Origin of the sequence: Falsiroseomonas sp. (genome assembly GCF_030695085.1) — a bacterium.
Classification (GTDB): Bacteria; Pseudomonadota; Alphaproteobacteria; order Acetobacterales; family Acetobacteraceae; genus Falsiroseomonas.
In genome coordinates this window covers 16,233-39,732 of record NZ_JAUYTS010000018.1, presented here as the reverse complement: position 1 = coordinate 39,732, position 23,500 = coordinate 16,233, and the positions used below count along the sequence as shown (strand labels likewise).

Sequence of the window (23,500 nt, the reverse complement as noted above, 5' to 3'; positions counted from 1 at the left end):
GCATGACTGAGATATCGCCGACGAAAGTCCGCATGGGCGAGATCACGGGCGATGAGGCCCGCACGCTCTATCCGCAGAACCCGGTGATCCTGCTGCCGATGGGCAGCCATGAGGATCAGGGCCCGCATGCGCCAATGGGCGACTATTTTCTGGCCGAGAAGATGGCCGAGCTGATCGCGCTGCGCGCCACGGCGGAAGGCACGCGCACCGTGGTGGCGCCGGTGCTGCCCTTCGGCAAGGGGGATTTCTTCGGCCCGATGCCCGGCGGCATCGCGCTGTCCGCCGCCACCTTCCGCGCCGTGCTGGACGAGATGTTCGGCGAATTGCTGCGGCACAAGCTGACGAAGCTGGTCGTCATCAACGGCCATGGCGGCAACGTCAACGTCATCAACGAGGCGACGCGCGCGGTGATGCACAAGACGGGGCTGGTGATCCCGGCGCTGTATCTCTGGCGAATCGCCTATGCGGAAATGCCAAAGCTGCTGGGCGCGGAGAAGGCGAAGGCTGTCTCCAGCCACGGCGCCGATCCGCTGACCAGCCTCGGCATGCATCTGTTCCCGGAGCGCATCCGCACGGACCTCATTCCCGAACCGCGCAGCGGCAACCCCGAGGCGCTGGGCCTGCCCTTCCAGGGCTGGGGCTCGCTGAGCTTCCAGGGTGCCGAGGTGACGGTGCCGATCGAGTATGACGCCGTCAGCCCGAACGGCCTCGGCACCGGCGACCCGCGGCTGTGCAGCGCCGAATCCGGCAAGCTGATCGCGGACCGGCTGACGGAAATCGGCGCAGGCTTCTGCCACCACTACGCGAAGCAGTAGCTGCAGAAATTCAGGGCCGCGTCACACGACGCGGTCCTGCTCCGGAATCGGCTCGCCCTTCGAAACGCGCACCATGTTGCCCAGCCAATGCTGGATGCTGCGGCGGCTGTTCTCATAGGCCGTGCTGGCGCAATGCGGCGTGACGATCACATTGTCCATATGCAGCAGCGGGTGGTCGGCGGGCGGCGGTTCCTGGTCGAACACATCCACTGCCGCGGCGCGGATCGTGCCGGATTTCAGCGCCGCCACCAGATCCGCCTCCACCACCACCCCGCCGCGTGCGACGTTGATGATCATCGCGCTGGGCTTCATCTTCGCCAGCGCCGCGGCATTGATCATGCCGGCGGTCTCCGGCGTCAGCGGGCAGTTCAGTGAGAGGAAATCAACCTCCGCCAGCAGATCATCCAGCGCGCGATACTCCACGCCGAGTGCCTTCGCCTGATCCTCGGGCAATTGCGTACGGGAGTAGTACAGCACGCGGCAATCGAAGCCCTGCAGCCGCTTCGCCACGCCCTTGCCGATGGCGCCAAGCCCGATGATGCCGACGGTCTTGCCGGAGACCATCACCGATTGCTTCCACACCTCGTTCTTCGCCCAGCCGCCGGCCGCGGTGCTGTTATGTGCGGGTACGATGCGCCGTGCGAGGGCCAGCATCAGCCCGATGGTGAAGTCCGCGACCGGCGCGGCATTGCTGCCCGTGGTGCGCGCCACCTGGATGCCGTGCTTGCGGCAGTAATCCAGGTCGATGTTGTCGATGCCGACACCCCATTTGTGCAGCAGCTTCAGCTTCGGCCCGGCCGCCAGCACCTCCGCCGGCACCGGCACATCCCACCACAGCGCGTAATCGGCATCGGCGACCTCCGCCTTCAGATCCTCGACGCTGCGGCCCTTCACGGCGGTGGCGGAAAAGCCTTCGGGCAACAGGGACTGGATGATTTCGGCCATCTCGCCGGCGATGGGCTGCAACAGGGCGATCTTCTGGGTCATGTCCTGGTCCTGGGGAGGTTCAAGCAGGTTTGCCGGTTTCGAGCACGAAGCGCACGCCGGCGCGTGCCAGCCCGCCACCCAATGCCACCACCGATCCATCGGCGCGCCAGCAGGCCGCGCCGGTCATCGTGCCGTCGCCGTTGAAGGCGATGCCGTTCATGCCGCCGCCGATGGTCGCCACGCGCCGCACCGCATGGCCGCGCGCCGCGAGCGCGGCGGTCACATCCTCCGGCACCGCCGGCTCCAGCTCCAGCGCCAGGCCCTGCGTCCAGATGCGCGGCGCCTCGACAGCCTGTTGCAGCGTCATGCCGTGGTCGATCAGGTTCAACACGGCCTGGAAGGCAGACGGGAAAATCTTCAACCCGCCGGGCAGGCCGAGCGCGAAGGCGGGCCTGCCGTCCTTCAGCGCGATGGTCGGCGCCATGGAGGTATAGACGCGCTTGCCCGGCTGCACGGACAAAGCGAGGCCCGGGCGCGGGTCGAAATTATGCATGTAGTTGTTGGCGATCAGCCCGGTGCCGGGGATCGCGATGCGGGCGCCGAACAGCGCGTTGATGGTCTGCGTCGTGGCGACGATGTTGCCTGCCGCATCCGCCACCGTCACATGCGTGGTGCAGTTCGATTCCCCCAGCGAGGGATGCGCCGTCCAGGCCTGCGCCCGCGCCATGTCGATCTCGGCCCGGCGCAGATCGGCATAGGCGCGCGACGTCAGCTTGCCGACCGGCACGGTGACGAAATCCGGGTCGGCCGTGGCCACCGCGCGATCGGCGAAGGCCATCTTCAGCACCTCCGCCACCAGGTGCCAGGACTCGACCGTGCCGAAGCCCATGGCGGCGATATCGAAGCCGTCCAGCACGTTCAGCATCTGCGCCACATGCACGCCGGCCGAGGCCGGCGGCGGCGGCGCGAACACCTCAAAACCGCGATACTGTGCGCCGATCGGCGCACGCTCGATCGGGCGGCTGGCGCGCAGATCGGCGCGGGTGATGATGCCGCCGCCGGCCGCCAGCGCATCCGCCACCAACCCACCCAGCGCGCCGTCATGCAGCGCATCCGGGCCATGCCGGGCGATGGTCCGCAGCGTCTCCGCATAGGCGCCCTGCACCAGGCGTTCACCCGCCGCGCGCTTCACCCCACCGGGCAGGAAGCGCGCCGCCAGATCCGCATCGCGCGCCAAATCCGCCGCTGCATCGCCGATGCAGTCGGAGAGATAAGGCGTCACGCGAAAACCATTGGCGGCCAGGTGGATGGCCGGCGCCATCACATCGGCCAGCGACCAGGTGCCGAAACGCTCCAGCGTCTGCGCCCAGGCGCGCAGCGAGGCCGGCACGGCGACGGAGAGCGGGCCGATCGCATTGGCGCGGCCCTCCACCTCCCGCTCCTCCGGCGGCACATCCGTGCGGGGGCGGTACATGTCGGGCATGGCGGCGGCGGGCGCGGTGGACAGGCCATCCATCACCGCGTGCCGGCCATCGGCCATGCGGATATGGCCGACGCCGCCGCCCAGCACGCCGACCATCATCGGCTCCACCACCGTCAGCGCGAACAGCGTGGCGATGGCGGCATCCACCGCATTGCCGCCCTCCAGCAGCACCTGCGCGCCGGCGGCGGATGCCATCGGGTGATTGCTGGTGACCACGCCGCGGGACCCGGTGGCGGGCGTCTTCTCCAGCTTCAGGGGAAAGCCGTTCTGCCCTACGGAAACCGATGCCATCGCCGGACCAATCTGCTGCACGAAGCGCAGTCTGGTCCGCGATGGCCGATGCGGGAAGGGGGGCTACAGTGCCAACTGGACCTTCATGGCGCGCGTACGGTCCGCGGCCAGGTCGAAGGCGGCCACGGCGTCCTCCATCGGCACCACCTCGGTCAGCAGCTTCATCGGGTCGATCGCGCCGCGGGCGAGCGCATCGACGGCGAGAGCGAATTCCTCATGGAAGCGGAATGTGCCGCGCAGCGTGATCTCCTTCGCCACCAGCGTGTTCAGCGGCACGGAGGCATCGCCGCCGATGCCGACCTGCACGATGGTGGCGCCCGGCCGTGCCGCGGCAATGGCGCCGGCCAAAGCCAGGCCGCTGCCGGCACATTCGAACACCACGTCGAAGCTGCCCTTGTCTGCACCATAGGGCGCCAGCGCCTCCGGCTCCGCCCGCAGATCATGCGCGGCATCGGCGCCGAGTTCACGCGCCAGGGCCAGCGGCTTCGGTGCGAGGTCGGTCATCACCACCTGCCGCGCCCCGGCATGGCGCGCCACCAGCAGGCACAGCATGCCGATGGGGCCGGCGCCGGTGATCAGCACCCGCGCGCCCAGCAGCGGCCCGGCCTGGCGTGCGGCATGCAGGCAGACGGCGAGGGGTTCGGCAAAGGCGGCGCGTTGCAGGTCCATACCGGCGGGCAGCTTCACCGCCTGGGCGGCATCGCAGACAAGATGCTGCCGGAAGCCGCCATCGACATGCGGCATCCGCATCGCGCTGCCGTAGAAGCGCATGTCCAGGCAATGCTGCGCCTGCCCCGCCAGGCAGTAACGGCAGGCGCCGCAGGGGCGGGACGGGTTCACCGCCACCTTGTCCCCCACCACCAGCCCCGTCACGCCGCTGCCCAGGGCGGAAACCTCGCCGGCAATCTCATGCCCCAGCACCATCGGCTGGCGCACCCGCACCACGCCGAAGCCGCCATGCAGGTAATAATGCAGGTCCGACCCGCAGATGCCGCCCTGGCGGATCCGAACCGCGACCTCGCCTGGGCCGGGCGGCGCGGAGTCCCGTTCCTCCACGCGCAGATCGCGCGCGGCGTGGATGATGATGGCTTTGGCCGCCTGCATGTCCGGTCCTCCCGATGCCTGATGCTTGGCGCTTTCCCGGGCCGCGATCAAGCGTGGCCCGCATTGACGCTGCCGGGGGCAGGCGGCAGGTTCGGCGCAACACGCCAGCGCAAAACCCTCGATGCCAGGAGAACCGCGCCATGTCGCGTCCCGTCCTTTCGCTTCTCGCCGCCGCCCTGCTTGCCGCCACCCCCGCGATGGCGCAGCAGCCGGACCGCGCGCGCACCCTGCGCGTGGCGCCGGAGACGCTGACCACGGTGCTGGACCCGCATTTCACCACCAGCTTCACAACCCGCGACTTCGCCTATCTGGTCTTCGACACGCTGGTCGCGGTGAATGACCAGTGGCAGCCGACGCTGCAGATGCTGGAGCGGTGGGAGCGCAGCGATGACGGCATGACCTGGACCTTCGTGCTCCGCGACGGCCTCGCCTGGCATGATGGCAGCGCCGTCACCGCGGAGGATTGCGTGGCATCCCTGCGCCGCTGGGGCGCGCGGGATGCGCTGGGCGGCGCCATGATGCGCGCCTCCGCCAGCCTCGACGTGGTGGATGCCAGGACGTTCCGCCTGGTGCTGCGGGAGCCGTTCGGTCTGGTGCTGGAAGCGCTCGGCAAGCCCGGCGCCATGGTGCCGATGATGATGCCCGCCCGACTGGCCGCCACGCCGCCGACACAGCAGGTGACGGAGGTGATGGGCAGCGGCCCCTATCGCTTCGTGCGCGAGGAATACCGCCCCGGCGATCGCATTGTCGTCACCCGCAACGCAGCCTACCGCCCCCGCCCGGAACCCGCGGTCTGGGCCAGTGGCGGCAAGGTGGCGCGGATGGAGCGGGTCGAGCTGATCGCGATGCCCGATGTCTCCACCCAGGTCTCCGCGCTCACCACCGGGGAGATCGATTATGTCGAGCGCCTGCCCGCCGACGTGCTGCCGATCCTGGAGCGCAACCGGTCGGTGACCGTCGCCACCGTCTCCCCCTATGGCTACCAGGGCATCCTGCGCTTCAACCACCTGCACCCGCCCTTCGACAATCCGCAGGTGCGGCGCGCGGTGATGCTGGCGGCGAACCAGGCGGACTACCTGGCCGCCGTGGCCGGGCGGCCGGAGTATGCCCGCGAATGCCGTTCGATGTTCGGCTGCGGCACGCCGCTGGAGACCACCGCCGGCATGCCGCCGGCGACCGACCTCGAAGCCGCCCGCCGGATGCTGCGCGAAAGCGGCGCGGACCTGTCGCGGCCCGTCGCCATTATCCACCCGGCCGATGCGCCGGGCATCGCCGCACTCGGGCTGATCTCGCAGGGCCTGCTGACCCAGCTCGGCTTCAATGTCGATCTCCAGACCATGGACCTGAACACCTATTTCGGCCGCCGCGCCCGGCAGGAAGGCTGGAACCTGGCGCACACCACCAACACGGTGCCGGACATGCAGTCCCCGCTGCTGAACCCTTTCGTGAATGGCGCCGGCCGCACCGGCGGCTTTGCCGGATGGCCGGAGAATGCGGAGGCGGAGCGCCTGCGCCGGGAATTCGCCCGCGCGCAGGATGATGCGGCGCGCAAGCGTATCTCGGACGAGATCCACCGGCTGGCGGCGGAGGATGGATTCTACATGCCGCTCGGCCAGTTCACCGCCGCCAGCGCCTGGCGGTCCGACCTCAACGGCGTGCTGCGCGGCCCGGCGATGTTCTTGTGGAACCTGGAGCGCCGCTGATGCTGTCCTTTTCAGACTATCTCGACGCCGTGCCGAAGGTGGAGTTGCACCTGCACATTGCCGGCGCGATCCGGGCGGCGACGCTGGATGAGCTTGCGGCCAGGAACGGCGTGCGCCTGCCGAAGCCTGCGGCCGAGATGTACCGCTTCGAGACTTTCTATGAGTTTCTCGACATCCTGCGCCTGGGCGCGCTGGCGGTGCGGACGCCCACGGAATTCGCCCGCATTGCCTTCGAATGCATCGAGGATCTGCACCTTCACGGCAATGTCCGTCACACCGAGATCTTCTTCAATCCGCACTACTTCACCCCGAATGGCGTGACCTATCCGGAAATTGTCGATGGGTTGCTGGAAGGGCTGGCGCGCGGGCGGGCGCAGTACGGGGTGTCCTCCGCGCTGATCGCCTGCATCGACCGCAGCGTCTGCCTGCCCTCCGAATCCCTGCAGATGGTGGAATGGATGGCGAAGTGGCAGCGGCCGGAGGTGATCGGCATCGGCCTGGACGGCGCCGAACGCGCCGGCCCCGCGCATCTCTGGGTCGAGGCCTGGCGCCAGGCAGGCCGGGCCGGCTACCGCCGCACCGCCCATGTCTGCGAGGACAACCAGGCGCAGTTCGAGGCGCCGCCGATGCATTACAGCCTGTGCCGGGACATGCTGGGCTGCGACCGGCTGGACCATGGCTACAACATGCTGGCCGACCCTGCCGTGGTGGCCCGCGCGGCCAAGGACCAGACGCCCTTCACCATGGCCTGCTGGTCCGGCATGTCCTGGAACCGCGCGCCACGCCGCCAGCGCATCAAGGCGATGTTCGACGCCGGGCTGAACATCAGCCTCGGCACCGACGACCCGACCATCTTCGGCACCACCATGGGCCATAGCTGGCGCACGGTTTTCGCCGATCTCGGCTGGGGCGTGGCGGAGGCCCGCAGGCTGAGCCTGGCAGGGCTGGAAGGCTCCTGGCTGCCGGAGCCGGAGAAGGCGGCGATGCGGGCCGAATTCACCGCGACTCTGGATGCGCTGGAGCGGGATCTGGACCCGGCGGATCGCGCGCTGGACCTCGCCGTCACCCGTCGCTGACGGGACGCCACCAGCGGTTGATGGTCTCGGCCGTGATCTCGGCGCCGCGGCCGCTGGCATAGGCGGCGGTCAGCGGCACGCGGCGCTGCTCCTCCCCCAGAACCAGGACAGGGCGATGGGTACTGCCGGCACCTTTCCGGGAGCCGCGCCGTGTCTCCACCTCCACGCGGTGCAGCGCGTCCAGGGGAAAGCTCTGTTCCGTGGTGCCGCTGGCCTTGATCCGGCGCAGCCGGATCAGCCCCTCGGTCCGGTCGAGACGCAGCTGGGAAACCTGGATCAACACGCCGAAGGCCAGGGCGGCGACCGCGATGGCGATCGCCAAGGCGCCGAAGCCGCTGGCCAGGTCACCGGCGAGCAGCGCGGAAATGCCATTCCAGGCGAAGGCCAGGATGAAGAAGCCCGCCATGAAGCCGAGGAAGACCGGACGGTCTTCCAGAGTCAGGCGATCGGCTGTCTGCTCGATGACCTTCATGCGGCGCCGCGCCCGCGGAACGGGCGGCCCGCCTGGCCACCCACCCGCGGCTGCTTGCCAAACATCAGTCGGCGTACTGGCCCGCCGCCTGGATCAGCGGCCGCCACTTGGCGATGTCCGCCTGCCAGAATTCGCGATGCGCTTCCGGCGTGGCGCGCGCCACAGGCACCGGCGCGGTGCCCAGCGCGGCGAAGCGGGTGCCGACATTGGCATCCTGCAGTGCCGCCACCAGCGCCCGGTTCAGACGGGCGATGACCGGTGCCGGCGTGCCCTTCGGCGCATACAGCCCGTGCCAGACGCTGACCTCGAAGCCCGGCAGGCCGCCCTCGGCGGCGGTTGGCAGGTCGGGCAGCGCGGCGATGCGCTCCGGCGTGGTCACGGCGAAGCCGCGCACGCTGCCGGCCTTGATCTGTTCCGTCGTGTTGGTGGTCTGGTCGCACATCAGGTCGACCGTGCCGGCCAGCAGGTCGTTCATCGCAGGCCCGGTGCCGCGATAGGGTACCGTGGTCATGCGGGTGCCGAGGGCCTGTTGCAGCAGCAGGCCACACAGATGGCTGGCCGCGCCGATGCCGGCATTGGCGTAGTTCAGCTTCTCACCCTCGCGGCGCACCAGCGCGATGAGTTCGGCCATGTTCTGCGCCGCCAGGCTGCTACGGCCGACCAGCGTCATCGGCACCTCGGTCACCAGGCCGATGGTCTCGAAGCCGTTGATCGGATCATAGGCGACGCGGCGATACAGCGTCGGGATCGTCGCCATGCCGATATGGTGCAGCAGGATGGTGTAGCCATCCGGCCTCGCCTGGGCGGCACGCTGCGCGCCGAGCGTGCCACCGGCGCCGCCGACATTCTCGACCACCACGGTCTGACCGAGAGAGGTGCTCATCGCCTGGGCGATCAGCCGCGCCACCGTATCGGTCGGCCCGCCGGCGGCGAAGGGTACGATCATGTTGATCGTGCGCGACGGAAATGCCGCTTGCGCGAAGGCGGGTGCGGCGAGCGCGGCGCCGGCGAGGCCGAGCAGGCCCCGCTTTCCAATCCTGGTCATCTCGGTCTGTTTCCTCAGGCGTCCATTTTCAGCGCAGCGATGAAGGCGCTTTGCGGAATTTCGACCTTGCCGAACTGCCGCATCCGCTTCTTGCCTTCCTTCTGCTTGTCCAACAGCTTGCGCTTGCGGCTGATGTCGCCGCCATAGCACTTTGCCGTGACATCCTTCGACATGGCGCTGATCGTCTCACGCGCAATCACGCGCCCGCCGATCGCGGCCTGGATCGGGATTTTGAAAAGCTGGCGCGGAATCAGCTCCTTCAGCTTCTCGCAGATCTGCCGGCCGCGGCGGTCCGCCTGGGTGCGGTGCGCCATGAAGGACAGCGCATCCACCGGTTCCGCATTCACCAGGATGGAGATCTTCACCAGGTCGCCCGGCTGGTAGCCATCCACCGTGTAGTCGAAGCTGGCATAGCCGCGGGAGACGGATTTCAGCCGGTCGTAGAAGTCGAACACCACCTCATTCAGCGGCAGGCGATAGACCGCCATCGGGCGGGTGCCGACATAGGTGAGTTCCACCTGTTCGCCGCGCCGTTCGTTGCACAGCGTCAGGACGGAGCCGAGATACTCCTCCGGCACCATGATGGTGGCCTTGATCCGGGGCTCGCTGATTTCCTCGATCACGCTGGGGTCCGGCATGTCGGCCGGGTTGTGCAGCTCGGTCTCCTCGCCGTTCGTCTTGCGGATCTTGTAGACGACGGACGGCGCCGTCGCGATCAGGTCGAGGTCGAACTCGCGCGAAAGCCGCTCCTGCACGATTTCCAGATGCAGCAGCCCGAGGAAGCCGCAGCGATAGCCGAGGCCGAGCGCGGCGCTGTTCTCCATCTCGTAGTGGAAGCTGCTGTCGTTCAGCCGCAGCTTGCCGACCGATTCGCGCAGCTTCTCGAAATCATCCGCATCCACCGGATACAGGCCGCACCAGACCACGGGGATGGAGGGCTTGAAGCCGGGCAGGGCCTCGGTGGCCGGGTTGCGGTCATCGGTCAGGGTGTCGCCGACATTGGTATCGGCCACGGTTTTGATCGCGGCGGTGACATAGCCCATCTCGCCCGGGCCGAGGCTTTCCACCGCCACCATCTTGGGGGTGAAGACGCCGACCTGCTCCACCGTGTGGGCGGTGCCGTTCGACATCATGCGGATCTTCATGCCCTTGCGCAGATGGCCGTCCCGCACGCGCACCAGCACCACCACGCCGAGATAGGCGTCGTACCAGCTATCCACCAGCAAGGCGGTCAGCGTCTTCTCGGCATCGCCGGTCGGCGGCGGCAGGCGGGTGACGATGGCTTCCAGCACACCCTCGATGTTCAGGCTGGTCTTGGCCGAGATCATCACGGCGTCCGAGGCGTCGAGGCCGATCACATCCTCGATCTGCTGCTTCACCCGGTCGGGCTCGGCGGCAGGCAGGTCGATCTTGTTCAGGATCGGCACGATCTCGTGCCCGGCGTCGAGCGCCTGGTACACATTGGCCAGTGTCTGCGCCTCGACCCCCTGGGAGGCATCGACCACCAGCAGCGAGCCCTCGCAGGCGGCGAGCGAACGGCTCACCTCATAGGCGAAGTCCACATGGCCGGGCGTGTCCATCAGGTTGAGGATATAGGTCTCGCCGTCATTCGCCTTGTATTGCAGGCGGACGGTCTGCGCCTTGATGGTGATGCCGCGCTCCCGCTCCAGCTCCATATTGTCGAGGAGCTGTTCCTTCATCTCGCGCAGCGCGACCGTGCCGGTGGTCTGGATCAGCCGGTCGGCGAGCGTGGACTTCCCATGGTCGATATGGGCGATGATCGAGAAGTTGCGGATGCGGGAGAGGGGTGTGTCGGTCATCTGGTTCCGGGCGCCGGCCATGGCGGAAAGGCCCGCCTGCGTTACCCGGGAGATAGGGCAGAACCCGCATAAGTCCAAACTTTTCCGGGCACGGCGCGTGCCCTGGCTGTTCGGTCCGGGTTACTCGATTCGGGCGCCGCTGATCTCCACCATCTCCCGCCACCTGGGGCGGTCGGCCAGGATGCGGGCGCGGGTGGCGGCCGGGTCCAGCGGCGGCAGCGGCAGCAGGCCATTGGCCCGCAGCCGGTCCTCCAGCCCCGGATGGGCGGCGGCGCGGCGCAGGAGTTCGACGGTGCGTTCGGCCAGCTCCGGCGACAGGCCGGCGGGGCCGGCCAGGATGTTCCAGCTTTGCAGGTCGATCTCGCCAATCCCGTGGCTGGCGAATTCGCCGAGGCCCGGCACATCCGGCAGGAACGGCACCCGGGCGCGGGACCCCACGGCCATCGGCTTCAGCGTGCCGGCGGCGACATGCGGCAGCAGGGCGGGCATGAAGTCGAAGGCCATGTCGATATTGCCGGCCAGCAGATCATTCAGCGCCGGCGCGCCGCCCCGGTAGGGCACCACGAGGATGGAGGCCCCGCTGCGCCGGGCGATGGTCGCCGTCAGCAGATGGGATGCGCCGCCGCTGCTGGCCGCGCCATTGGTCAGCTCATTCCCCGGCCGCCTGGCCCAGTCGAGCATCGCGCCGAAATCCGTCCAGCCGCGCTGTTCCGCCCGGTCCGCCCGCACGCAGCACAGCGTGGTGGAGGTGACGACGCTGGTTATGGGCAGGACGTCCTGGTCCACATCCAGCGGCATCCGCGTCATCATGGCGGGCAGGGAGGTGAACAGGGTGATGCTGAACAGCCCCGTGGTCAGCCCATCCGGCGTCGCCTTGGCCACCGTATCCATGGCGATCAAGCCATTGGCGCCGCTGCGATTTTCGATGACGACGGCCTGGCCGGATGTGGCCTGGATCGCCTCCCCATACAGCCGGGCGATGGTGTCGGATTGCCCGCCCGGCGGGTTCGGCACGATCAGCCGCAGCGGCCGGCTGGCCGAGATCTGGGCGAGAGCCGGGGCTGCCAGAGGCAGGGCGGCGGCGGCGAGCAGCGTGCGGCGGGCGATCATGTCGAAAAGGTGCCGTGTCTATCGCGGCCGCGAAAGAGCAAATATCAGACCTGTCGGATCAGCCCGAAGGAGCCAAACGCCATGCCCAAACGCGCCATCGCATCCCCCAAGGTGTTCAAATCCAGCCGCCCCTTTGCCCAGGCAACCATCGCCGGCGGCTTCATGTTCGTCTGCTCCACCGGGCGGGATGTGCAGGGGAACTTCGCCGTTGGCGACGTCCGTGCCCAGACCCAGCAGACGCTGGACAATATCCGCGCCCTGATCGAGGAGGCCGGCGGTACCATGGATGATGTGGTGAAATGCACCGTCTACGTGACGGACCGCGCCAATTGGGAGCCGATGAACGAGGTCTACTTCGCCAATTTCGTCGAGAACCCGCCGCACCGCGTATCCTGCATCGTCAGCGGGCTTGGTTCGGTCGATTGCCTGGTGGAGATCGACGCGACGGCCTATCTCGGCAAGGACTGATGGCGCGCCCGGTCCCGCAGGCTGCGGGACCGGGCTCGATCCTCACCCCCGCAGCACGGCGCCGGTCGCCTTTGCCACCGCGGCGACGATCTTTGCCGTCACGGCCTCGATCTCCGCATCGGTCAGGGTGCGTTCCCTTGGCTGCAGGATGGCCTGGATCGCCAGGCTGATCTTGCCTTCCGGCAGTTTTTCGCCGGCGTAGCGGTCGAACAGCACCACATCCGCCACCAGTGTCTTCTCCGCGCCACGGGCGGCACGCAGCAGTTGTTCGGCCGGCACGGTCGCATCGACGATGAAGGCAAAATCGCGCCGCAGCGGCTGGAAGGCGGGCAGGTCGGGCAGGCCCTTCTTGCGGCGCTTCGGCTCCGCGATCGCGTCCAGGAACACCTCGAAGGCCACCACCGGCCCGGCCAGGCCGAGCGCCTTCACCGCCTGCGGGTGCAACTCCCCGAAGGTGGCCAGGATGGTCTTCGGCCCCTGGCGCAGCACGCCGGAGCGCCCGGGGTGGTAGAAACCGGGCGCATCCGTGGTCAGCATGATGGCCGCCATCGGCACGCCGAGCGCTGCCAGCACCGCCAGCGCATCCCCCTTCGCATCCAGCGCATCCACCGGCCGCGCGGGGGCGGCCCAATTGGCCGGCGTCTGACCCGCCCGGACGCCGGCCGCGACGGCCAGCTGGCTCGCCCCCGCCGACGGGTCGCGATAGGCGCCGCCGATCTCGCCCAGCGCCACATCGGCAAAGCCGCGCGCGGCATTGCGGGCGGCTGCCATGGCGAGCGAGGCCACCGGCGTCGGCCGCATCTGGTCCAGGTCGCTGGCGATGGGGTTTTCCAGATGCAGCCCTGCGGGCGTTTCGCCGAACAGCGCCGCCGTGGCGCGATCCAGGAAGCCGTAGGTCACGCAATCCTGCATCCCGCGCGCGGCCAGCACCCGCCGCGCCAGCGCCGCGCGTACCTGCTTCGGCGACAGCGCCGGGCGCGGTACCGCGGAGGTCACGGGCAGCGACACCGCCGGCACCGCATCCAGCCCGCCGAGGCGCAGCACTTCCTCCACCAAGTCGCATTCCGGCTCGATCTCGGCGCAGCCCTCGGCGGCGATGCGGGCGCGGTCGGCGGGCAGGGAAGGGTCCTGCGCCAGCGCGCCATGGCCGGCGATGTCGTTGCGCCAGGACGGCACGGCCACCGTGACGCGGTTCGCATCGCGCTGCGTCACGGTGAAGCCGAGCCGTTCCAGTCGGCCCACAACCTCCGCCTCGTCCAGTTCCAGCCCACCGAGGTCGCGCACCCGGGCGAAGCGCAATGTCGCCTCGCGCTGCCAGGCCGGTGCCGCGCCGGCTTCGGAAATCTCGGAGGCCTCGCCCCCGCACAGCTCCTGGATCATCCGCGTCGCGGCTTCCAGCGCCGTGGGCAGCAGCGCCGGGTCGATGCCGCGCTCGAAGCGGGACCGCGCATCGGTCCGCACATCATGCCGGCGGCCGGACAGCGCGATGCGCACCGGGTCGAACAGCGCGCATTCGATGAAGCATTCGGTGGTGGTCTCGTCGCAGCCGGAATGCTCGCCGCCGATGACGCCACCCAGTGCTTCCGCGCCATTGGCATCGGCGATGACGCCGTCATCCTCGGTCAGCGCGTAGGTCTTGCCGTTCAGCGCCAGCAATTCCTCGCCCGGCCGGGCCATCCGCATGGTGAGTTCGGTGCCCGAGACCTTCGCCACGTCGAAGACATGCAGCGGGCGGCCGATGGCGAAGGTGAAGTAGTTGGTGATGTCGACCAGCGCGCTGATCGGTCGCAGCCCGATCGCCACCAGTCGGTCCTGCAACCACTGCGGCGAAGGCCCATTCTTCACGCCGCGCACGGCGCGCCCGAGCACCCAGATGCAGGCGCGCGGATCGGCGATGCGCCAATGCAGCGGCGCCGGATAGGCCGCCGTCACCGGCGCCACATCCCACGGCTTCAGCGTGCCCAGCCCCGCCGCCGCCAGATCCCGCGCAATGCCGCGGACGGACAGCGCATCGCCACGGTTCGGCGTGACCTTGATCTCGATCACCGGATCATCGAGGCCGGCCCACTTCACATAGCTCTCGCCGACCGGCGCATCCTCCGGCAGGTCGACGATGCCCGAATGGTCGTCGCCGAGGCCCATCTCACGCGAGGACAGCATCATCGCCTCGGACTTCACGCCGCGGATTTCGCCCAGCTTGAGCGTGATGCCGGTGCCCGGGATGAAATCGCCCGGCACCGCCAGCACGCCCTTCATCCCCGTCCGCGCATTCGGCGCGCCGCAGACCACGGAGAGTTCGCGTCCATCGCCGACATCGACGCGCAACTGCCGCAGCCGGTCCGCATTCGGGTGCTGCACCGCCTCGATCACCCGGGCGATGCGGAAGCTGGAGAGCGCCGCGGCCTTGTCCTCGATCCCCTCCACCTCGATGCCGATGGCGGAGAGGGTGGTGGAAATGGTTTCCAGCGTCGCATCCGTCTCCAGATGCTCGCGCAGCCAGCTCAGGGGGAATTTCATCGGATCAGATTCCCTCGTGCAGGCTGGCCGGGGCGAGCGGGTCGGCGGCCCAGTGGCGCAGCCAGCGCAGGTCGCTTTCGTAGAAGGGGCGCAGATCGGGCATGCCGTGCTTCAGCATGGTGATGCGCTCGATGCCCATGCCGAAGGCGAAGCCCTGCCATTCGCGCGGGTCCAGCCCGCAATTGGCCAGCACCTTCGGGTGCACCATGCCGCTGCCCAGGATCTCCAGCCAATCGCCGCCGCCGCCGAGTTCGCCGGTCTTCTTGTTCCAGCCGATATCCACTTCCATGGAAGGCTCGGTGAAGGGGAAGTAGGACGATCGGAACCGCACCGGCAGGTCGGAAATGCCGAAGAAGGCCCGCAGGAAATCCGTCAGGCAGCCCTTCAGATGGCCGAGCGTGATGCCACGGTCGATCACCAGCCCCTCCACCTGGTGGAACATCGGGCTGTGCGTCGCGTCATGGTCGGCGCGATAGGTGCGGCCCGGCGCGATGATGCGGATCGGCGGCGCCTCGCCCAGCATGGTGCGGATCTGCAAGGGCGAGGTCTGCGTCCGCAGCACCAGGCGCTGGCCTGCGGCATCCGTGCCCGGCATGTAGAAGGTGTCGTGGTCCTGCCGCGCCGGGTGATGGTCCGGGATGTTCAGCGCGCCGAAATTATACCAGTCGCCCTCGATATCCGGCCCCTCGACCACCCGGAACCCCATGGTGCCGAAGATCGCCGTCAGCTCCTCGATGGTCCGGCTGATCGGGTGGATGCCGCCCTCGGCGGCCGTGCCCGGCGCGAAGGGGCGGGGCGGCAGGGAGACGTCAAGGCGTTCCGCCTTCAGCCGGGCCGTCAGCGCCTCCGCCTCCAGCGCCGACTTGCGGGCTTCCAGCAGCGCCTCGACCTCGCCCTTCAGGCGGTTCAGCGCAGCACCACGCTCCTTGCGCTGGTCGGGCGGTACGGCGCCCAGCCCCTTGAGCAACCCGCTCAGGCTGCCCGCCTTGCCGAGCACCGCCACCCGCACCGCATCGAGCGCCCGGAGATCCGCGGCGCCGGCCAGCGCCGCCTCCGCCTCTTGCCGCAGCGCCGTCAAATCGTCCGTCATCATGCCAGCATCCGGATACGGAAAAGGCCGCCCCCTGCGGGACGGCCCTCCTGTGTCAGTCTCAGTCCGAACCGAAAGGTTCAGGCCTGCGCGGGGAGGGCGCCCTTCGCCTTCTCGACGATGGCCGCAAAACCTGCCGCGTCGTCGAAGGCGAGCGCCGCCAGCATCTTGCGGTCGATCTCGATGTTCGCCGCCTTGATGCCCGCCATGAAGCGGGAATAGGTGATGCCGTGCTCACGCACCGCGGCATTGATGCGCTGAATCCACAGACCGCGGAAATCACGCTTCTTGTTGCGACGGTCGCGATAGGCATACTGCAGCGCCTTCTCGACCCGCTCGAGCGCGGGGCGATAGGCGGTAGACGACCGACCGACATAGCCCTTGGCGAGCTTGAGGATCTTCTTGTGACGGGCGTGCTTGGTTACGCCCCGCTTCACACGTGCCATGTTTCAGATCCTCCCTTACCGGCTCGAACCGTAAGGCATCCACTGCTTCACCGTGTCGCTGTCCTGCTTCTCCAGCAGGAAGGTGCCACGGTTCTGCCGCTTCATCTTGTTCGTCTTCGCCGTCAGCATGTGGCGCTTGTTGCCAACACCGGCCTTCACTCGGCCGGACGCCGTCAACGTGAAGCGCTTCTTCACGCTCGACTTGGTCTTCATCTTGGGCATTTGGACCTCCAAGGTCTGGCCGGTCCCACCTCACCCCAACCCCCCTCTCGAGAAGTCAGACCGCACCATGCGGCAGGGACACGTATCCGCGGCCAGGCATGCCCAACCAGAGGCCATGACACGCGGAGCGCGGCTTGTAGCGGCGCGAGGGCGGCGGCGCAAGTTGCGGTTGCGCTTGGTGATTGCAGGAGGGGCGCTGTCCCTCTCCACTCCTGCTCATGATTCAAGGGTGCCAAGGGTCCACTGACCCTTGGCAGGGATCGGACGCATGCGTCCGATCGGGGACAGCGTCCCCCTGCAGGCCACCCGCGCCAAACCCTCACGCTGCCGCCGAAAGCGCCTCGCGACGCAGCAGGGCGGTCAGGTGGGCGGCGATGGCGCCCATGCCGGTTTGGGTGCCGGTGCGGCCGGCGCGGGTTTCGGCTTCGGCGTTGTAGTTGGTGTTGGTGTTGACGTCGTAGGCGAAGGTGTTGCCGTGCACATCGGTGATGAATTCGATGGCACCGACGCCGATGCCGTTGGCCAGCAGGAAGGCTTCCATGCGGTGGATCAGCGGGTGCTGGAAGCCTTCCTGGATGCTGAACTTATGGGTGGCCGCGACGGCGGGGCAGGCGGCGCCTTCCTCGATGTTGCAGGCATCCGCCGGGCAGAGTTCGAAGCCTTCGGAGGTGTCCACCTTCACCGCATACAGGAAGCGCCCGCCGACGAATTCGGCGCGGGTGATGAAGGGGTCCGCCGCTTCGATGTAGCGCTGCACCAGCCAGATGCCGTCGCGCGGATGCGCCTCCGAGTCCGTGGTGATGTCGAGCAGCGCCAGCGCCTCTCGCAGCCCGGCCTCGCTGCGGACCAGACGCACGCCGAGGCCCTTGCCGGCACGGTTGTGCTTCAGGATCAGCGGATAGCCGAGTTTTTGCGCGGCCTCGGGGATATTCTCCCGCCCCACCACCGCCAGCGTCGCGGGCACCGGGATGCCGTGGATCGCCAGCGCCTGGTACTGCGCGACCTTGGAGAGTTCGAGTTGCAGGGCGCGGCGCCCATTCACCAGCGGGCGCTTGTGCCGCTCCAGCACCTCGATCACCGCGCCGGCATATTCCGGGGCATAGACATGCCCGCGGGTGTGGGAGGAGGCGCTCATCCGGTTGTAGAACACGCCGGGCGGCGGCGGCCGGTTCAGATCCAGCACACCGCGATCGAGGAACCACTCCTCGAAGGGCGTGCCCAGGCTGTCGAAGGCGGTGCGCAGCGGCGCCACCCAGGCGTCGTTTTCATGGATCACATGGACCTTGGTCATGGCAGCGGCCCCTCTCGGCAGGCTGATTTGTCGCCGAAAGAAGAGGATTATTCCATGTCAAGGCAATAGAGTCGGGACAGAAAGATTTTTTATCTACCATTCGGCAAAAAATAGCAAAAATTGTTCTCCATCCCGTGGCGTCGCCGAGCACGGCCTGCTGCATCTCCGGCGGCTGTTCCGGTTCAGGGGTGGCGATCGGGCTCGACCGGACCGGCTGGCGGGCCGGCGGCATGGGCGGGACTTCCCTGGTTCGCGCCGCAGGCCGGGACGGCTCGGCGCCTGACCCATCTGCCGGTGCTGCCCGCGGGTTTCACCGCGCTGGCGCGCGCTCTATATCCAGGGGGTGACCATTCCCTTCCGCAAGATGCACGGCCTGGGCAACGACTTCGTCGTGCTCGATGCGCGTGCCCACCCGCTGCCCATCACCGCAGCCGGTGCGGCCGCGATCGCCGACCGGCATTTCGGCATCGGCTGCGACCAGTTCATCGTCATGGAGCCCGGCACGGATGGCGCCGATGTCTTCATGCGCATCCGCAACCCGGATGGCTCGGAGGCCGGCGCCTGCGGCAACGCCACGCGCTGCATCGCCTCCCTCGTCGCGGATGAGGCCGGGTCGGACCGCGTGGTGGTGCGGACCATCGCGGGCGATCTGCCGGTGGAACGCCTGGCCGGTGGGCTGTGGCGGGCGGATATGGGGCGGGCCAGGCTCGGCTGGCAGGATGTGCCGCTGGCGCGGGAGATGGATACGCTGCACCTGCCGCTGGCCCGCGGCGATGTCGCGGACCCGGCGGCATGCTCCATGGGCAACCCGCACGCGACCTTCTTCGTGCCGGAGCTGGACCGCGTGCCCATGGCCGAGATCGGCCCGGGGCTGGAGACCGACCCGATCTTCCCCGACCGCGCCAATATCGGCTTCGCGCAGATCCTCTCGCCCGAGCATATGCGGCTGGTGATCTGGGAACGTGGCGCCGGCATCACGCTGGCCTGCGGCTCCGGCGCCTGTGCCGCCATCGTCAACGCGCATCGCCGCGGCCTGACGGGGCGCCGCGCCACCATCACCATGCCGGGCGGCGATCTGCAGATGGAATGGCGCGCCGATGGCCATGTGCTGATGACCGGGCCGGTCGCCACCGCCTTCACCGGGACGCTGCCCGCCTCGGCCATCGTATGAGTGTCCGGACGCTGAATTTCGGCTGCCGGCTGAATGCCTATGAGACCGAGGCGATGCGCGGCCTGGCCGATGCCGCCGGCCATGATGCGACCACCCTCATCGTCAACACCTGCGCCGTGACGGGCGAGGCCGAGGCGCAGGCGCGCCAGGCGATCCGCCGCGCGGCGCGCGAGACCCCGAACGCCCGCATCATCGTCACCGGTTGCGCCGCGCAGATCGCGCCCGAGGCCTGGGCCGCGCTGCCCGGCGTAGCGCGGGTGGTGGGCAATGCCGACAAGCTGCGCCCCGAGGCCTGGGCGCCGGATGCGCCGGCCGGCCCGGTCTCCGACATCATGCAGGCGGAGGCCGCACCGCCTTTGCCCGTGACGGAATTCGCCGGTCGTGCCCGGGCGCTGGTGCAGGTGCAACAGGGTTGCGACCATCGCTGCACCTTCTGCGTCATCCCCTATGGCCGCGGCCCCTCCCGCTCCGTGCCGCTCGGTGTGGTGGTGGAGCAGGTGCGGGCGCTGGTGGCGCAGGGGTACCGGGAGGTGGTGCTGACCGGCGTCGATATCGCGAGCTATGGCCCGGACCTGCCCGGCCAGCCGCGCCTCGGCCAGATGGTGCGGCGGCTGCTGGCGCTGGTGCCGGAATTGCCGCGGCTGCGGCTGTCCTCGCTGGACCCGGCCGGGATGGATGACGACCTCTGGCGGCTGCTGGCGGAGGAACCCCGGCTGATGCCGCATCTGCATTTGTCCCTGCAGCATGGCGCGGACCTGATTCTGAAGCGCATGAAGCGCCGCCATTCGCGGGCGCAGGCCCTGGCGCTCGCCGCCCGCGCCCGCGCCCTGCGGCCCGACATCGCGCTCGGCGCCGACCTCATCGCCGGCTTCCCGACGGAGGAGGAGGCGCATTTCGCCGAGATGCTGGCCCTGGTGGCGGAGGCCGGGCTGAGCTTCCTGCACGTCTTTCCCTTCTCCGCCCGCCCCGGCACGCCCGCCGCGCGCATGCCGCAGCTTCCGGTGGCTTTGCGCCGCGAACGCGCCGCAAGGCTGCGCCAGGCCGGTGCGGCGGCGCGCCAGGCGCTGTTCGCCAGCCGGCTCGGCCGGGTGGAATCGGTGCTGCTGGAACAAGGTGGCCGCGGCCATACGGAACAATTCGCCCCGGTCCGGGTGGCGGGCCACGCGCCCGCCCCCGGCAGCCTGCGCCCGATGCGGGTGCTGGCCGCCGACGACCAGGGCCTGATCGCGGAGGCGGCCTGACCATGGCACTCAAGGGATTCTGGGACCGCCTGCGCGGCCGCGAGCCAACCCCCGAGCCGGCCCCGGAGCCGCCCCCCCAGCCAGCGCCGCCACCGGAACAGGTCGCGCCGGCGCCGATGCCGCCGCCGGTCGCCCCGCCTCCGATCGCGTCACCGCCGGTCGCGCCACCCCCGGTCGCGCCACCCCCGGTCGCGCCGTCGCCCGCGCCCGAGCCGGTTCTGCCGGCCCCCGTCAGTCTCGATCCGGCGCCGGAGGCCCCAGCCAGCGAGCCGGAAACGGCCGCGCAGGCCTCCGGCGGCTGGTTCTCCCGCCTCAAGACCGGCCTGTCCCGCTCCACCGCGCGGCTGACCGATGCGCTGACCACCGTCTTCCGCAAGCGCCGCCTGGATGACGCGGCGCTGGAGGAGCTGGAGGATACGCTGATTGCCGCCGATCTCGGCGTCGCCGCCGCGCGCCGCATCGTCGAGGGCTTCCGCAAGACCCGCTTCGGCAAGGAAGTCTCGGATGAGGAGGTGAAGGCGGCGCTGGCGGAGGCGATCGCGGAGATTCTGGCCCCCGTCGCGATGCCCCTGGATATCCAGCGCGATCGGGCCCCGCATGTGGTGCTGGTGGTCGGCGTGAACGGCACCGGCAAGACCACCACCATTGCCAAGCTGGGCCAGCAGTATCGTGCCCAGGGCCTCAAGGTGATGTTCGCGGCGGGGGACACCTTCCGCGCCGCCGCGGTGGAACAGCTGCAGATCTGGGGCGATCGCACCGGCTGCCCCGTGGTGGCACCCGCCAAGATGGGCGCCGATGCCGCGGGGCTGGCGCATGACGCGTTGGCCCGGGCGCGGGCGGAGGGGATGGACCTTCTGCTGATCGACACCGCCGGCCGCCTGCACAACAAATCCGCCCTGATGGAGGAGCTGGCCAAGATCATCCGCGTGATCCGCAAGCTGGACCCCTCCGCGCCGCATTCCGTGCTGCTGACGCTGGATGCCACCACCGGTCAGAACGCGCTGCAACAGGTGCGGACCTTCAAGGAGATGGTGGCGGTCTCCGGCCTCGCCGTCACCAAGCTGGATGGCAGCGCCAAGGGCGGGGTGGTGGTGGCGCTGGCGCAGGAGATCGGGCTGCCGGTGCATTTCGTCGGCGTCGGCGAGAAGGCGGCGGATCTGCGGCCCTTCACCGCGGCGGACTACGCGCGGGGGTTGGTGGGGCTGGGCCAGTAACCCCCACCGCGGGTTGCGCGATTGCTGTCAAGTTTTGCGACGCGATCATCTGGATACGGTTTCTCAACTTTTTGTCATACGTTTTACCCTTCTTGTAGGGTTCGGTCGCGTCTAGTTTCCTTGTCGTGAGCGCAATAATTTCGCCGGCGCGACGCAGGAGACGACGCAAGATGCGCCGAACGTGGTTTGCTTTCGCCCTTCTGCTTCTTCTGCCAACTGTCGCGCAGGCACAGTCGGGCAACCCGCTGCATGATCAGGTCACCAACCTGACGGAACAGGCCCGGCAGGCGGAGGTCTTCCGCGTGCTCTCCGGCGGCGGCATGGGCTGCCAGGCGGTGATCGCAAGCTATTTCGCCGGGTTCGACCAGGGCCGCACCGCCTATTGGGATTTCCGCTGCCGCGAGGGCGCGCAATACCGGATGTCGCTGCCGCCCCAGCGCTTCGCACGGCTGAGCGTTTCGGTCTGCGGTGCGCTCGGCGGCGGCGTCGCGGCCGGCCCGTGCTTTCAGCCTGTGGGGCGCGCGCCGGCGGCGCCGGGCGGTACCGGCATGGGGGTGCAGGTGGCCGGCGGGCAGGCGGCCGCGCCGGCCAATAGCCGCTTCGGCGCCGTCTATGCCACGGATGCGCCATTGCCCGCCTTCGGCTTCGGCAATGGCTCCGCCGACCGGCTGGCGGTGAACACCGCCGCGGTGCGCGCCTGCCAGGCCCAGGCCGGGCGCGTTCCCTGCAAGTTCCAGGGCGAGATCGTCAATCGCTGCGGCGCCCTGGTGCAGGCTGTCACGCGGCATCCGAATGCGGTGGTGATGACCGGCGACATCAGCACCATGGTGCTGGCCCGCAACTTCCCCGGCCTCGGCGAGACGGTACAGGCGGCGGAGGCGGAGGCGATGGAAGCCTGCCGCGGCCTTCCGGGCGTTACCTGCCGCCTTGCGGCCTCCGGCTGCTAGGCGGACATGAAAATGCGCAACCTCCTCTCCGCCACCCTCCTTGCCGTCTGCCTGGTGGCGCCTGCCATCCAGGCGCAGCCCGCCGGCGACGCACTGGCCAGCATCCGTGCCCGGGGCGAACTGGTCTGCGGCGTGAACGGCGCACTGCCCGGTTTCTCCGCGCCGGACGCGCAGGGCGCCATGCGCGGCTTCGATGCCGATTTCTGCCGCGCCGTCGCTGCCGCCGCGCTGGGCGATGCTGCCCGCGTGCGCTTCGTGCCGATCGAGACGCCGGAGGTCGGCATGACGGCACTCGGCGCGCGGCAGATCGACCTGCTGGCCCGCAACACCACCTTCACCTACTCGCGGGAGACGATGCACCAGGTCGCCTTCGCCGGCCTGACCTTCTTCGACGGCCAGGGCCTGCTGGTTGGCCGCGATTCCGGCATCGCCGGCCTGTGGCACCTGGATGGCAAGCGGGTCTGCGTCACCGGCATCACCGGCACCGCGGGGCGGGAGGTGGTGGAGAGCGAGGCCGCGCGGCGCGGGATCAGCGTCACCGTCATCGAGGCCGGTGGCGGCCCGGCACTGCTTCAGGCCTTGGTCGATGGGCGCTGCGAGGCGGCCTCCACCGATGCCTCCCAGCTTGCCATCCGCCGCGTGACGGAACTGCCGAACCCGGATGACTTCATCCTGCTGCCTGAGATGCTGAGCCGCGAACCGCTCGGCCTGCTGGTGCGGGAGGGGGAGGAGAAACTGCGCCAGGTGGTGTTCTGGGTGGTGCAGGCGATGCTGGAGGCCGATGAGTTCGGTGTCACCAGCACCAACCTGATCGACATGGTGCAGTCGAACGACCCGGTGCTGCGCCGGCTGATCGGGGTGGATGAGGGGCTGGGCCGGAATATCGGCCTGGACGGCGACTGGTCGCAGCGCGTGCTGTCGCAGGTCGGCTCCTATGCCGAGGTGTTCGACCGCAACCTGGGCGCGGGCAGCCGTTTCGGCCTGGATCGTGGCGCCAATGACAATTGGCAGCGCGGGGGGCTGATGTTCCCCCTGCCGCTGCGCTGA

Annotated in this window: 21 protein-coding genes; 9 read left to right on the top strand and 12 right to left on the bottom strand. The window is 69.1% G+C overall.

The window, feature by feature from the left end; translation table 11 throughout:
- The first annotated feature begins 2 nt into the window (after positions 1–2).
- Positions 3–815, top strand: a complete 813-nt coding sequence (locus Q8S40_RS01745; RefSeq protein ID WP_305669057.1) for a creatininase family protein — start codon at positions 3–5, stop codon at positions 813–815.
- A 21-nt stretch (positions 816–836) separates the two neighbouring features.
- Here the strand turns inward: Q8S40_RS01745 and Q8S40_RS01740 are convergent, their stop codons facing one another.
- From Q8S40_RS01740 to Q8S40_RS01730, 3 genes are read right to left on the bottom strand one after another with little or no spacing between them, the layout of a single operon-like run.
- Positions 837–1,802: a 2-hydroxyacid dehydrogenase gene (locus Q8S40_RS01740; RefSeq protein WP_305669056.1), complete on the bottom strand. Its 966-nt coding sequence runs from the start codon at positions 1,800–1,802 to the stop codon at positions 837–839.
- A gap of 19 nt (positions 1,803–1,821) precedes the next feature.
- Positions 1,822–3,537 (bottom strand): gamma-glutamyltransferase, encoded by a 1,716-nt coding sequence (ggt, locus tag Q8S40_RS01735; protein WP_371136787.1) that lies wholly within the window; start codon positions 3,535–3,537, stop codon positions 1,822–1,824.
- A 42-nt stretch (positions 3,538–3,579) separates the two neighbouring features.
- A complete protein-coding gene (locus Q8S40_RS01730; protein ID WP_305669055.1) occupies positions 3,580–4,620 on the bottom strand; it encodes an L-idonate 5-dehydrogenase in 1,041 nt (346 codons plus the stop codon).
- 140 nt (positions 4,621–4,760) lie between these two features.
- Between Q8S40_RS01730 and Q8S40_RS01725 the strand changes: the two genes are divergently transcribed.
- Together Q8S40_RS01725 and add are read left to right on the top strand one after the other, a co-directional pair.
- Positions 4,761–6,323: an ABC transporter substrate-binding protein gene (locus tag Q8S40_RS01725; RefSeq protein WP_305669054.1), complete on the top strand. Its 1,563-nt coding sequence runs from the start codon at positions 4,761–4,763 to the stop codon at positions 6,321–6,323.
- The gene (gene add / locus Q8S40_RS01720) at positions 6,323–7,399 is read left to right on the top strand and encodes an adenosine deaminase (RefSeq protein WP_305669053.1); all 1,077 of its coding nucleotides are present in this window, start codon (positions 6,323–6,325) and stop codon (positions 7,397–7,399) included. The genes Q8S40_RS01725 and add overlap by 1 nt, the downstream gene beginning before the upstream one ends.
- On the opposite strand, the gene Q8S40_RS01715 is transcribed toward add, so the two are convergent.
- The 4 genes from Q8S40_RS01715 to Q8S40_RS01700 form a co-directional block, all read right to left on the bottom strand.
- Positions 7,386–7,871, bottom strand: coding sequence for a hypothetical protein (locus Q8S40_RS01715; protein ID WP_305669052.1), 486 nt, complete (start codon positions 7,869–7,871; stop codon positions 7,386–7,388). The genes add and Q8S40_RS01715 overlap by 14 nt on opposite strands.
- A gap of 64 nt (positions 7,872–7,935) precedes the next feature.
- Positions 7,936–8,916, bottom strand: a complete 981-nt coding sequence (locus Q8S40_RS01710; RefSeq protein WP_304815138.1) for a tripartite tricarboxylate transporter substrate-binding protein — start codon at positions 8,914–8,916, stop codon at positions 7,936–7,938.
- Positions 8,917–8,930: 14 nt separating this feature from the next.
- Positions 8,931–10,736 carry a translation elongation factor 4 gene (lepA, locus tag Q8S40_RS01705; RefSeq protein WP_305669051.1) on the bottom strand — a complete coding sequence of 602 codons (1,806 nt, stop codon included), beginning with the start codon at positions 10,734–10,736 and terminating at the stop codon, positions 8,931–8,933.
- Positions 10,737–10,856: 120 nt separating this feature from the next.
- Positions 10,857–11,846 (bottom strand): tripartite tricarboxylate transporter substrate binding protein, encoded by a 990-nt coding sequence (locus tag Q8S40_RS01700; RefSeq protein WP_305669050.1) that lies wholly within the window; start codon positions 11,844–11,846, stop codon positions 10,857–10,859.
- An 81-nt stretch (positions 11,847–11,927) separates the two neighbouring features.
- Here Q8S40_RS01700 and Q8S40_RS01695 point away from each other — a divergent pair, with 81 nt between their 5' ends.
- Positions 11,928–12,314 carry a RidA family protein gene (locus Q8S40_RS01695; protein WP_305669049.1) on the top strand — a complete coding sequence of 129 codons (387 nt, stop codon included), beginning with the start codon at positions 11,928–11,930 and terminating at the stop codon, positions 12,312–12,314.
- 42 nt (positions 12,315–12,356) lie between these two features.
- Here Q8S40_RS01695 and pheT read toward each other — a convergent pair whose 3' ends face one another.
- From pheT to Q8S40_RS01670, 5 genes are all read right to left on the bottom strand, one after another.
- Positions 12,357–14,831: a phenylalanine--tRNA ligase subunit beta gene (gene pheT / locus Q8S40_RS01690; RefSeq protein ID WP_305669048.1), complete on the bottom strand. Its 2,475-nt coding sequence runs from the start codon at positions 14,829–14,831 to the stop codon at positions 12,357–12,359.
- A 4-nt stretch (positions 14,832–14,835) separates the two neighbouring features.
- On the bottom strand, positions 14,836–15,921 hold the full coding sequence (pheS, locus tag Q8S40_RS01685) for a phenylalanine--tRNA ligase subunit alpha (protein WP_304815133.1): 1,086 nt from the start codon (positions 15,919–15,921) through the stop codon (positions 14,836–14,838).
- 80 nt (positions 15,922–16,001) lie between these two features.
- Positions 16,002–16,367 carry a 50S ribosomal protein L20 gene (gene rplT / locus Q8S40_RS01680; protein WP_168054450.1) on the bottom strand — a complete coding sequence of 122 codons (366 nt, stop codon included), beginning with the start codon at positions 16,365–16,367 and terminating at the stop codon, positions 16,002–16,004.
- Positions 16,368–16,382: 15 nt separating this feature from the next.
- Positions 16,383–16,589, bottom strand: a complete 207-nt coding sequence (gene rpmI / locus Q8S40_RS01675) for a 50S ribosomal protein L35 (RefSeq protein ID WP_304815130.1) — start codon at positions 16,587–16,589, stop codon at positions 16,383–16,385.
- A 319-nt stretch (positions 16,590–16,908) separates the two neighbouring features.
- The gene (locus tag Q8S40_RS01670) at positions 16,909–17,880 is read right to left on the bottom strand and encodes a RimK family alpha-L-glutamate ligase (protein ID WP_305669047.1); all 972 of its coding nucleotides are present in this window, start codon (positions 17,878–17,880) and stop codon (positions 16,909–16,911) included.
- A gap of 343 nt (positions 17,881–18,223) precedes the next feature.
- Between Q8S40_RS01670 and dapF the strand changes: the two genes are divergently transcribed.
- The 5 genes from dapF (at position 18,224) to Q8S40_RS01645 (ending at position 23,500) form a co-directional block, all read left to right on the top strand.
- Positions 18,224–19,051 (top strand): diaminopimelate epimerase, encoded by an 828-nt coding sequence (dapF, locus tag Q8S40_RS01665; protein ID WP_305669046.1) that lies wholly within the window; start codon positions 18,224–18,226, stop codon positions 19,049–19,051.
- Entirely contained in the window at positions 19,048–20,292 is a 1,245-nt protein-coding gene (gene mtaB, locus Q8S40_RS01660) for a tRNA (N(6)-L-threonylcarbamoyladenosine(37)-C(2))-methylthiotransferase MtaB (protein ID WP_305669045.1), read from the top strand. Before dapF ends, mtaB begins: the two co-directional genes overlap by 4 nt.
- Before the next feature lie 2 nt (positions 20,293–20,294).
- Positions 20,295–21,506, top strand: coding sequence for a signal recognition particle-docking protein FtsY (ftsY, locus tag Q8S40_RS01655; protein WP_305669044.1), 1,212 nt, complete (start codon positions 20,295–20,297; stop codon positions 21,504–21,506).
- A 170-nt stretch (positions 21,507–21,676) separates the two neighbouring features.
- On the top strand, positions 21,677–22,453 hold the full coding sequence (locus Q8S40_RS01650) for a hypothetical protein (RefSeq protein ID WP_305669043.1): 777 nt from the start codon (positions 21,677–21,679) through the stop codon (positions 22,451–22,453).
- Between the two features lie 12 nt (positions 22,454–22,465).
- Positions 22,466–23,500, top strand: coding sequence for a transporter substrate-binding domain-containing protein (locus Q8S40_RS01645; RefSeq protein ID WP_305669042.1), 1,035 nt, complete (start codon positions 22,466–22,468; stop codon positions 23,498–23,500).

Coding starts and splice junctions, on each gene's coding strand:
- Q8S40_RS01745 (WP_305669057.1), top strand. CDS start 3: ATGACTGAGATATCGCCGACGAAAGTCCGCATGGGCGAGATCACGGGC.
- Q8S40_RS01740 (WP_305669056.1), bottom strand. CDS start 1,802: ATGACCCAGAAGATCGCCCTGTTGCAGCCCATCGCCGGCGAGATGGCC.
- Q8S40_RS01730 (WP_305669055.1), bottom strand. CDS start 4,620: ATGCAGGCGGCCAAAGCCATCATCATCCACGCCGCGCGCGATCTGCGC.
- Q8S40_RS01725 (WP_305669054.1), top strand. CDS start 4,761: ATGTCGCGTCCCGTCCTTTCGCTTCTCGCCGCCGCCCTGCTTGCCGCC.
- add (WP_305669053.1), top strand. CDS start 6,323: ATGCTGTCCTTTTCAGACTATCTCGACGCCGTGCCGAAGGTGGAGTTG.
- Q8S40_RS01715 (WP_305669052.1), bottom strand. CDS start 7,871: ATGAAGGTCATCGAGCAGACAGCCGATCGCCTGACTCTGGAAGACCGT.
- Q8S40_RS01710 (WP_304815138.1), bottom strand. CDS start 8,916: ATGACCAGGATTGGAAAGCGGGGCCTGCTCGGCCTCGCCGGCGCCGCG.
- lepA (WP_305669051.1), bottom strand. CDS start 10,736: ATGACCGACACACCCCTCTCCCGCATCCGCAACTTCTCGATCATCGCC.
- Q8S40_RS01700 (WP_305669050.1), bottom strand. CDS start 11,846: ATGATCGCCCGCCGCACGCTGCTCGCCGCCGCCGCCCTGCCTCTGGCA.
- Q8S40_RS01695 (WP_305669049.1), top strand. CDS start 11,928: ATGCCCAAACGCGCCATCGCATCCCCCAAGGTGTTCAAATCCAGCCGC.
- pheT (WP_305669048.1), bottom strand. CDS start 14,831: ATGAAATTCCCCCTGAGCTGGCTGCGCGAGCATCTGGAGACGGATGCG.
- pheS (WP_304815133.1), bottom strand. CDS start 15,921: ATGACGGACGATTTGACGGCGCTGCGGCAAGAGGCGGAGGCGGCGCTG.
- rplT (WP_168054450.1), bottom strand. CDS start 16,367: ATGGCACGTGTGAAGCGGGGCGTAACCAAGCACGCCCGTCACAAGAAG.
- rpmI (WP_304815130.1), bottom strand. CDS start 16,589: ATGCCCAAGATGAAGACCAAGTCGAGCGTGAAGAAGCGCTTCACGTTG.
- Q8S40_RS01670 (WP_305669047.1), bottom strand. CDS start 17,880: ATGACCAAGGTCCATGTGATCCATGAAAACGACGCCTGGGTGGCGCCG.
- mtaB (WP_305669045.1), top strand. CDS start 19,048: ATGAGTGTCCGGACGCTGAATTTCGGCTGCCGGCTGAATGCCTATGAG.
- ftsY (WP_305669044.1), top strand. CDS start 20,295: ATGGCACTCAAGGGATTCTGGGACCGCCTGCGCGGCCGCGAGCCAACC.
- Q8S40_RS01650 (WP_305669043.1), top strand. CDS start 21,677: ATGCGCCGAACGTGGTTTGCTTTCGCCCTTCTGCTTCTTCTGCCAACT.
- Q8S40_RS01645 (WP_305669042.1), top strand. CDS start 22,466: ATGCGCAACCTCCTCTCCGCCACCCTCCTTGCCGTCTGCCTGGTGGCG.